The sequence below is a fragment of the Streptomyces sp. NPDC056128 genome, assembly GCF_042263835.1.
In the GTDB taxonomy this organism is placed as follows: Bacteria; Actinomycetota; Actinomycetes; order Streptomycetales; family Streptomycetaceae; genus Streptomyces.
The window spans coordinates 37,501-46,963 of the sequence record NZ_JBHJVQ010000046.1; the positions used below are offsets into that span (position 1 = coordinate 37,501).

Genomic DNA, 9,463 nt, shown 5'->3' on the forward strand with positions numbered 1-9,463 from the left:
TGCGCAGACCCGGCAGTCCCGCTGTCCAGGTCTGGGCCGCGTCACCGGCGAAAGGCGTCGTGCTCAGGGCCGCTCTCCGCGCTTGACCTGGGGCTTGGGCAGCCGCAGGCGACGCATCTGGAGCGACCGCATCAGGGCGTAGGCGATGGCGCCGCGCCGGCGCTCGTCGGGGAAGCGCTCGGCGAGGCGCTTCTTCAGCCGGACGCCGGTGACGATCGAGTCCAGCACGATCAGCACGATCACGACCAGCCACAGCAGCAGCGCGACATTCTGCAGCGAGGCCACGCGGACCATGCTCAGCACGAGAATGATCACGGCCATCGGCAGGAAGTACTCCGCGATGTTGAACCGCGAGTCGACGAAGTCGCGCGCGAACTTGCGGACCGGGCCCTTGTCGCGGGCCGGCAGGTACCGCTCGTCGCCCTTCGCCAGCGCCTCGCGCTGGCGCGCCATCGCGGTCCGCCGCTCCTCGCGCTGCCGCTTGGCGGCGTCCTTGCGCGTCAACGGCGTATTGGCGACGCTGCGGCGCTGGGACTGGGCCACGCTGCGCTTGGGCGTGGGCCTGCCCTTGGGGGCCTGCGGGTCACGGGGCTGAGTGGAGTCGGTCACCGGCGCGCTGGCGCTCTGGGCCTTCTCATCCTTGGCACGGCTACGGAACACAAAACCCAAGGGTACGGGGTGCCGGAGTGTGGACCCAGTCCGGTGGGGAACGATCCGGCAACGCCGGTCGTCAGTAAGGGGACAGAGGGGACGTTGCGTACGCCCTCGGACACCGGTCATTCCGGACAACCCCGGGGAGCACCTACTCCTTGCGCCGGATCGGGAGCGTACGCAGTCGTCCTTGGGGATGAGCGCATCCGTCCCCGAACAGTGCGGTAATGGATGCAGGGCCCGTACTGTGGGTTCTGTTGCAGTCGCTGGAGCCGGAGTCGGCCAGAAGGGGGCGCGCGAAGCCCATGAGCGGTGTCATGAAGCGTATGGGGATGATCTTCCGCGCGAAGGCCAACAAGGCCCTGGACCGGGCCGAGGACCCGCGCGAGACCCTCGATTACTCGTACCAGAAGCAGCTGGAGCTGCTGCAGAAGGTGCGCCGCGGGGTCGCCGACGTGGCGACCAGCCGCAAGCGCCTGGAGCTGCAGCTCAACCAGCTCCAGTCCCAGTCGGGCAAGCTGGAGGACCAGGGCCGCAAGGCGCTGGCGCTGGGCCGTGAGGACCTCGCCCGCGAGGCGCTCTCCCGCCGGGCCGCCCTCCAGCAGCAGGTCACCGACCTGGAGACGCAGCACGCCACCCTCCAGGGCGAGGAGGAGAAGCTCACCCTGGCGGCCCAGCGGCTCCAGGCCAAGGTGGACGCCTTCCGCACGAAGAAGGAGACCATCAAGGCCACCTACACGGCGGCCCAGGCGCAGACCCGCATCGGAGAGGCGTTCTCCGGCATCTCCGAGGAGATGGGCGACGTCGGCCTGGCCATCCAGCGGGCGGAGGACAAGACCGCCCAGCTCCAGGCCCGGGCCGGTGCCATCGACGAGCTGCTCGCCTCCGGTGCCCTCGACGACCAGTCCGGCATGCACAAGGACGACATCCAGGCCGAGCTGGACCGGCTCTCCGGTGGTACGGATGTAGAGCTGGAGCTCCAGCGCATGAAGGCCGAGCTGGCCGGTGGCAGCACCGCCGACCGGCAGGCCATCGAGGGCGGCGAGGACCAGGGCAAGACGCAGTCCCAGCAGCAGCCGCAGGACACTCCGCGCTTCGACAAGCAGTAGCCCACGCGCCTAGGAGGGCCGACATGATCGTACGGATCATGGGGGAGGGACAGCTGACGCTGGCCGACGACCGGCTCGCGGAGCTGAACAAGCTGGACGACGAACTCCTGGCCGAAATGGAGAACGGCGACGGCCCCGGCTTCCGCGCGACCCTCCAGGCCCTCCTCACCAAGGTCCGCGACCTCGGCGAGCCCCTCCCGGAGGACTCCCTGGAGCCGTCGGACCTCATCCTCCCCTCCCCGGACGCCACCCTGGAGGAGGTCCAGGAACTCCTGAGCGACGACGGCCTCATCCCGGGCGGTTGAACGGTTGGCTTCGCCTTCCAGCCCGCCCGGCTCTTTCAGCCCGCCTGGATCTTTGAGCCCGCCTGGATCTTTCAGCCCGTCCGGCGTTTGAGGACGAGGCCGTCAGGCCGAAGGCGGGGGTCTGGGGGCGCAGCCCCCAGCAGACGCCCACTGAACGCGGGCCCAGTAAGAAGACACGCCCACTCCAGCTACCGTAAACAGCCGTGAGCACCCTCGCCCGCGCCCGCTGCACCCTCGGCGCCCACCCCTCCGCACTGGACACCGCCCTCGCCGCGGCGGTCCTGGTGTGCATGGTCGCGGGCTCCTTCGCGGACCCGCACGGCCCGGAGGGCGTCACCTGGAGCCTGCGCACGCCCGCCGTGATGAGCCTGGTCCTGATGGCCGTCGGCGCCGCGGCCCTCGCCTTCCGCCGCCGCGCCCCGCTGGTGGTCCTCGGCGTCACCGGCTGCGTCTCCGTCGTCGAGAGCATCACCGGCGACCCCCGCGCACCCGTGGTGATGTCCGCCGTCATCGCCCTGTACACCGTCGCCGCCTCAACCGACCGCCCCACCACCTGGCGGGTCGGCCTGCTCACGATGGCGGTGCTGACCGGCGCCGCCATGCTGTTCGGGACGCTGCCCTGGTACGCGCAGGAGAACCTCGCCGTCTTCGCCTGGACCGGCATCGGTGCCAGCGCCGGGGACGCCGTCCGCAGCCGACGGGCCTTCGTGCAGGCCATCCGGGAACGGGCCGAGAAGGCCGAGCGCACCCGCGAGGAGGAGGCCCGCCGCCGGGTCGCGGAGGAGCGGCTGCGGATCGCCCGCGACCTGCACGACGTGGTCGCCCACCACATCGCCCTGGTCAACGTCCAGGCCGGGGTCGCCTCGCACGTCATGGACAAGCGGCCCGACCAGGCCAAGGAGGCCCTCGCCCACGTACGGGAGGCCAGCCGCAGCGCGCTGGACGAACTGCGGGCCACCGTGGGGCTGCTCCGCCAGTCCGGCGACCCGGAGGCGCCGACCGAACCCGCCCCCGGCCTCGACCGGCTGGACGAACTCGTCGACACCTTCCACCACGCCGGGCTGCCCGTCGAGGTGGCCCGCGCCGACCAGGGCACCGAGTTGCCCGCCGCCGTCGACCTGGCCGCCTACCGGATCATCCAGGAGGCCCTGACCAACGTCCGCAAGCACGCGGGACAGCGGGCGAAGGCCGAGGTCAGCGTCGTACGGGTGGGGCCGAACATCGAGGTGACCGTCCTCGACGACGGCACCGGCGACGGCGGCGGGGACGGCACGGCCCCGGACAGCGGCGGCCACGGGCTCCTCGGCATGCGCGAGCGCGTCACCGCCGTGCGCGGCACCCTCACCACCGGTCCCCGCTACGGAGGCGGCTTCCGGGTCCATGCGATCCTTCCGGTCAGAAGCCGCACCGATGCCGCGGAGGACCCCGTATGACGATCCGTGTCCTGCTCGCCGACGACCAGGCGTTGCTGCGCAGCGCCTTCAGGGTGCTGGTCGACTCCGAGCCCGACATGGAGGTGGTGGGGGAGGCGTCCGACGGCGCGGAGGCGGCCCGGCTGGCCGCCGAGCGGCGGGCCGACGTGGTGCTGATGGACATCCGGATGCCCGGCACCGACGGCCTCGCGGCCACCCGCCTGATCAGCGCCGACCCCGACCTCGCCCACGTCCGTGTCGTCATACTGACCACCTTCGAGGTCGACGACTACGTGGTGCAGTCGCTGCGCGCGGGCGCCTCGGGCTTCCTCGGCAAGGGCTCCGAACCGGACGAGCTGCTCAGCGCGATCCGTGTCGCGGCCGGCGGGGAGGCACTGCTGTCGCCGGCCGCCACCAAGGGTCTGATCGCCCGCTTCCTCGCCCAGGACGGCACGGCCGGGGAGGACGGCGACCCCGCCCGCGCCGAGCGGCTGGAGACGCTGACCGGGAGGGAGCGCGAGGTCCTGGTCCAGGTCGCCGGCGGGCACTCCAACGACGAGATCGCCGAGCGTCTCGAGGTCAGCCCGCTCACCGTGAAGACCCACGTGAACCGGGCCATGGCCAAGCTGGGCGCCCGCGACCGGGCCCAGCTGGTCGTGATCGCGTACGAATCCGGGCTGGTACGTCCAAGGGTGGAGTAACCTCTACCCGCGTGTACTGCGGCGGCAGTAGGCGCGGGATAAGGAACTGGACCTGCGGGCTAGGGAACCGGGGCCGCGCATGGCCCAGGGTGTTGGGGTGGGCGTACTGATGTGCCCCGTCCCCTCCGCTCGGCCACAGAAGAGAGACCCTGACCCATGTCCTGGCTGTCGAGATTCAGCCTCGCGCAACGGGCCCTGATCGGGCTGATGTCGATCGTCGCGCTCGTCTTCGGGGCGATCGCGATCCCCCAGCTCAAGCAGCAGCTGCTGCCCACCATCGAACTGCCCATGGTGTCCGTGCTCGCGCCGTACCAGGGTGCCTCGCCGGACGTGGTCGAGAAGCAGGTCGTCGAGCCGATCGAGGACAGCCTCGAAGCCGTCGACGGGATATCGGGCGTCACCGCCACCGCCAGTGAGGGCAACGCCGTCATCATGGCGTCCTTCGACTACGGCCCGAACACCCAGCAGCTGGTCGCCGACGTCCAGCAGGCCGTCAACCGGGCCCGCGCACAGCTCCCGGACGATGTCGACCCGCAGGTCATCTCCGGCTCGACGGACGACATCCCGACCGTCGTCCTCGCCGTCACCTCGGACGAGGACCAGCAGGCGCTGGCCGACCGGCTCGACAAGACGGTCGTCTCCGAGCTGAAGGACATCGACGGCGTCGCCCAGGTCACCGTCGACGGCGTGCGCGACGTCGAGGTCACCGTCACGCCCAACCCGGCGAAGCTGGCCGCGGCCGGGGTGAGCCCGCAGGTGCTCGCCCAAGCCCTCCAGGCCGGCGGCGCCACCGTCCCCGCGGGCTCCTTCGACGAGGACGGCGCCAACCGCACCGTCCAGGTCGGCGGCGGCTTCACCTCGCTGAAGCAGATCCAGGACCTCATGGTCACCGGCGAGGGCGTCGACAAGCCCGTCCGCCTCGGGGACATCGCCACCGTCAAGGAGGAGGAGGCCAAGGCCGACTCCCTCACCCGCACCGACGGCAAGCCGTCCCTCGCCGTCGCCGTGACGATGGACCACGACGGCAGCGCGGTCGCCATCTCGAACGCCGTCGAGGACAAGCTTCCCGACCTGCGCGAGCAGCTCGGCTCCGGCGCGGAACTCACCGTCGTCAGCGACCAGGGCCCGGCGGTCTCCAAGGCCATCTCGGGTCTGACCACGGAGGGCGGGCTCGGTCTGCTCTTCGCCGTCCTGATCATCCTGGTCTTCCTGGCGTCGGTCCGCTCCACCCTGGTCACCGCGGTCTCCATCCCGCTGTCGGTGGTGCTGGCGCTGATCGTCCTGTGGACGCGCGACCTGTCGCTGAACATGCTGACGCTGGGCGCGCTGACCATCGCCATCGGCCGGGTCGTCGACGACTCGATCGTGGTCCTGGAGAACATCAAGCGCCACCTCGGCTACGGCGAGGAGCGCCGGGAGGCCATCCTCCAGGCCGTCCGCGAGGTCGCCGGAGCGGTCACCTCCTCGACGCTCACCACGGTCGCCGTGTTCCTGCCGATCGGGCTGGTCGGCGGCATGGTCGGCGAACTGTTCGGCTCGTTCAGCCTGACCGTCACCGCCGCGCTCCTCGCGTCCCTGCTGGTGTCGCTGACGGTCGTCCCGGTGCTGTCGTACTGGTTCCTGCGGCCTCCGAAGGGCACCCCCGAGGACGCGGCCGAGGCCCGCAGGCTGGCCGAGGAGAAGGAGGCCAAGAGCCGCCTCCAGCGCTTCTACGTCCCGGTCCTGCGCTTCGCCACCCGCCGCCGGCTGACCAGCGTGGCCATCGCGGTCGTCGTGCTGATCGGCACCTTCGGCATGGCGCCGCTGCTGAAGACGAACTTCTTCGACCAGGGCGAGCAGGAGGTCCTCAGCGTCAAGCAGGAGCTGAAGCCGGGCACCAGCCTCGGCGCGACCGACGCCCAGGCGAAGAAGGTCGAGAAGCTCCTCGGCGACACCGAGGGCGTCAAGGACTACCAGGTCACCATCGGCTCGTCGGGCTTCATGGCCGCCTTCGGCGGCGGTACGGACACCAACCAGGCGTCGTACCAGATCATGCTGGAGGACTCCGCGTCCTCCGCGGACGTCCAGGACCACATCGAGGACGGTCTCGCGAAGCTCGACGGCATCGGCACCACCACGGTCGCCGCCGGTGACGGCTTCGGCAGCCAGGACCTGAGCGTCGTCGTCAAGGCGGCCGACGCGAAGGTGCTCAAGGACGCCTCCGAGCAGGTCCGCAAGACGGTCGCCGGGCTCGACGACGTCACCGACGTCACCAGCGACCTGGCGCAGAGCGTGCCGCGCATCTCGGTCAAGGCCAACGCCCGTGCCGCCGAGGCCGGTTTCACCGACCAGACGCTCGGCGCCGCCGTCGCCCAGGCCGTGCGCGGCACGCCCGCGGCCAAGGCGACCCTGGAGGACACCGAGCGCGACGTCGTGATCCGGTCGGCGCAGCCCGCCGAGACGATCGCCGAACTGAAGGCCCTGAACCTGGGCCCGGCCAAGCTCGGTGACATCGCCACCGTGCAACTGGTGGACGGTCCGGTCTCGATGACCCGGATCGACGGTCAGCGCGCGGCGACCATCACCGCCAAGCCGACCGGCGACAACACCGGCGCGGTGAGCACCGACCTCCAGTCGAAGATCAACGCGCTGGACCTGCCGGCCGGCGCCACCGCCGAGATCGGCGGCGTCACGGCGGACCAGGACGAGGCCTTCGTCAACCTGGGCCTCGCCATGCTCGCGGCGATCGCGATCGTGTTCATGCTGCTGGTCGGCACCTTCCGGTCGCTGGCCCAGCCGCTGATCCTGCTGGTGTCCATCCCGTTCGCGGCGACCGGCGCGATCGGCCTGCTGATCGCCACGGGCACCCCGATGGGCGTCCCGGCGATGATCGGCATGCTGATGCTGATCGGCATCGTGGTCACCAACGCGATCGTGCTGATCGACCTGATCAACCAGTACCGCAAGCAGGGCTACGGCGTGGTCGAAGCGGTCGTCGAGGGCGGCCGGCACCGGCTGCGGCCCATCCTGATGACGGCCCTGGCGACGATCTTCGCCCTGCTCCCGATGGCGCTGGGCGTCACCGGCGAGGGCGGCTTCATCGCCCAGCCCCTCGCGGTGGTCGTGATCGGCGGCCTGGTCACCTCGACCCTGCTGACCCTCCTGCTGGTCCCGACGCTGTACGCGATGCTGGAGCTCCGCAAGGAGCGGCGCGCGAAGAAGCGGGCGGCGAAGCGGGGCGGCGGCGACGTGCCGCCGCAGGCGGCGGCTTCGGACGAGCCGGAGCCGGCGAAGGTCTGAGAACGCCGAATGGCGGAGGTCCCGTCCGACACCGAAGGTGGTCGGGCGGGACCTCCGCCATTTCAAACACCCCGCACGGGCGGGTGGGTGGGATGGAACCGGCTACGGCAGCGCCAGCATCCGCTCGAGCGCCAGCTTCGCGAACGCCTCGGTCTCCGTATCGACCTCGATGCGGTTGACCAGCGTGCCCTCGGCAAGCGACTCCAGCGTCCAGACCAGATGCGGCAGGTCGATGCGGTTCATCGTCGAACAGAAGCAGACCGTCTTGTCGAGGAAGACGACCTCCTTGTCCTCCGCAGCGAAACGGTTCGCCAGCCGCCGGACCAGGTTCAGCTCGGTCCCGATGGCCCACTTGGAACCGGCCGGGGCCGCCTCCAGGGCCTTGATGATGTACTCCGTCGAGCCGACGTAGTCCGCCGCCGCGACGACCTCGTGCTTGCACTCGGGGTGCACGAGGACGTTCACGCCCGGTATGCGCTCGCGCACGTCGTTCACCGAGTCGAGGCTGAAGCGGCCGTGCACCGAGCAGTGCCCCCGCCAGAGGATCATCTTCGCGTCGCGCAGCTCCTCGGCGGTCAGCCCGCCGTTCGGCTTGTGCGGGTTGTAGACGACGCAGTCCTCCAGCGTCATGCCCATGTCCCGCACCGCGGTGTTGCGGCCCAGGTGCTGGTCGGGCAGGAACAGCACCTTCTCGCCCTGCTCGAAGGCCCAGTCCAGGGCCCGCTTGGCGTTGGACGAGGTGCAGATGGTGCCGCCGTGCTTGCCGGTGAACGCCTTGATGTCCGCCGACGAGTTCATGTACGAGACGGGCACGACCTGCTCGGCGATCCCGGCCTCGGTCAGCGCGTCCCAGCACTCGGCGACCTGCTCGGCGGTGGCCATGTCCGCCATGGAGCACCCGGCGGCCAGGTCGGGCAGGACCACCTTCTGGTCGTCGGAGGTCAGGATGTCGGCCGACTCCGCCATGAAGTGCACACCGCAGAAGACGATGTACTCGGCCTCCGGGCGCGCGGCCGCGTCCCGGGCCAGCTTGAAGGAGTCACCCGTGACGTCGGCGAACTGGATGACCTCGTCGCGCTGGTAGTGGTGACCGAGGACGAAGACCTTGTCCCCGAGCTTCTCCTTGGCCGCGCGGGCGCGTGCGACCAGATCCGGGTCGGAGGGCGAGGGCAGGTCGCCCGGGCACTCCACGCCGCGCTCGCTCCTCGGGTCGGCCTCGCGGCCGAGCAGCAGCAGGGCGAGGGGCGACGGCTGTACGTCGAGCTCCTGGGTTTGGGCGGTGGTCACGACACGCACCCTTTCTACTTTTCGTCTAACTGACGCTATATATCATAACCGCTTCACGTCAGTTTGACGATGCCCATTGTGTCGGTGTGACGTGAATCCCGGTGCCGCTTACCGTCGGCGGGGGCGTGTGCGAGCATGAAGGGAACACCGAGGACAAAGACTCGGGCCCGCCCGGAATGAATCCGCGGCTCCGCCGGTTGAAACCGTCGGCAAGCAGTCTCCGTACAACCCGGGAGAGATGTAGATGTCCGTATCGGACGAGTCCACCACCGTCACCGACGGCATCATCGTGACCGACGCCGCCGCGGCCAAGGTCAAGGCCCTGCTCGACCAGGAAGGCCGTGACGACCTCGCGCTGCGCGTCGCCGTCCAGCCCGGTGGCTGCTCCGGCCTGCGCTACCAGCTCTTCTTCGACGAGCGCTCGCTCGACGGCGACGTGGTGAAGGACTTCGACGGCGTCAAGGTCACCACCGACCGCATGAGCGCCCCGTACCTGGGCGGCGCCACCATCGACTTCGTGGACACGATCGAGAAGCAGGGCTTCACGATCGACAACCCGAACGCGACGGGTTCCTGCGCCTGCGGCGACTCCTTCAGCTGAGCCGCGCGGCACACGCGCACGCGACACGAAGAGGGCGGGGGGGCCGGGGGGGGGCCCCCCCCCACCTCACTCGAAAGGGTCAGGGCGCGACGCAGCCGATCGTCCCCGCGGGGAAGTC

Annotated in this window: 8 protein-coding genes; 6 read left to right on the top strand and 2 right to left on the bottom strand. The window is 70.4% G+C overall.

Annotated features, from left to right (window positions below; translation table 11 throughout):
- Nucleotides 1–63 precede the first annotated feature (63 nt).
- Nucleotides 64–660 (bottom strand): DUF3043 domain-containing protein, encoded by a 597-nt coding sequence (locus ACFC1X_RS38840; RefSeq protein ID WP_376363833.1) that lies wholly within the window; start codon nucleotides 658–660, stop codon nucleotides 64–66.
- Nucleotides 661–968: 308 nt separating this feature from the next.
- Here ACFC1X_RS38840 and ACFC1X_RS38845 point away from each other — a divergent pair, with 308 nt between their 5' ends.
- The 5 genes from ACFC1X_RS38845 to ACFC1X_RS38865 all read left to right on the top strand — a co-directional run bounded on the left by ACFC1X_RS38845 (nucleotide 969) and on the right by ACFC1X_RS38865 (nucleotide 7,457).
- Entirely contained in the window at nucleotides 969–1,760 is a 792-nt protein-coding gene (locus tag ACFC1X_RS38845) for a PspA/IM30 family protein (protein ID WP_376363836.1), read from the top strand.
- A gap of 23 nt (nucleotides 1,761–1,783) precedes the next feature.
- Nucleotides 1,784–2,065 carry a hypothetical protein gene (locus ACFC1X_RS38850; RefSeq protein WP_376363839.1) on the top strand — a complete coding sequence of 94 codons (282 nt, stop codon included), beginning with the start codon at nucleotides 1,784–1,786 and terminating at the stop codon, nucleotides 2,063–2,065.
- 203 nt (nucleotides 2,066–2,268) lie between these two features.
- A complete protein-coding gene (locus ACFC1X_RS38855) occupies nucleotides 2,269–3,498 on the top strand; it encodes a sensor histidine kinase (protein ID WP_376363842.1) in 1,230 nt (409 codons plus the stop codon).
- Nucleotides 3,495–4,178 (top strand): response regulator, encoded by a 684-nt coding sequence (locus ACFC1X_RS38860; RefSeq protein WP_376363844.1) that lies wholly within the window; start codon nucleotides 3,495–3,497, stop codon nucleotides 4,176–4,178. Before ACFC1X_RS38855 ends, ACFC1X_RS38860 begins: the two co-directional genes overlap by 4 nt.
- 156 nt (nucleotides 4,179–4,334) lie before the next feature.
- Nucleotides 4,335–7,457: an efflux RND transporter permease subunit gene (locus ACFC1X_RS38865; protein ID WP_376363847.1), complete on the top strand. Its 3,123-nt coding sequence runs from the start codon at nucleotides 4,335–4,337 to the stop codon at nucleotides 7,455–7,457.
- Nucleotides 7,458–7,559: 102 nt separating this feature from the next.
- Here ACFC1X_RS38865 and nadA read toward each other — a convergent pair whose 3' ends face one another.
- Complete coding sequence (nadA, locus tag ACFC1X_RS38870; protein ID WP_376363850.1) at nucleotides 7,560–8,744, bottom strand: quinolinate synthase NadA; 1,185 nt, start codon at nucleotides 8,742–8,744, stop codon at nucleotides 7,560–7,562.
- 244 nt (nucleotides 8,745–8,988) lie between these two features.
- Here nadA and ACFC1X_RS38875 point away from each other — a divergent pair, with 244 nt between their 5' ends.
- Entirely contained in the window at nucleotides 8,989–9,345 is a 357-nt protein-coding gene (locus tag ACFC1X_RS38875; RefSeq protein WP_122620514.1) for an iron-sulfur cluster assembly accessory protein, read from the top strand.
- The last annotated feature ends 118 nt before the right edge of the window (nucleotides 9,346–9,463 follow it).

Bases quoted from the DNA above. Each gene is read 5' to 3' on its own strand.
- ACFC1X_RS38845 (WP_376363836.1), top strand. From the start codon at position 969: ATGAAGCGTATGGGGATGATCTTCCGCGCGAAGGCCAACAAGGCCCTG.
- ACFC1X_RS38850 (WP_376363839.1), top strand. From the start codon at position 1,784: ATGATCGTACGGATCATGGGGGAGGGACAGCTGACGCTGGCCGACGAC.
- ACFC1X_RS38860 (WP_376363844.1), top strand. From the start codon at position 3,495: ATGACGATCCGTGTCCTGCTCGCCGACGACCAGGCGTTGCTGCGCAGC.
- ACFC1X_RS38865 (WP_376363847.1), top strand. From the start codon at position 4,335: ATGTCCTGGCTGTCGAGATTCAGCCTCGCGCAACGGGCCCTGATCGGG.
- ACFC1X_RS38875 (WP_122620514.1), top strand. From the start codon at position 8,989: ATGTCCGTATCGGACGAGTCCACCACCGTCACCGACGGCATCATCGTG.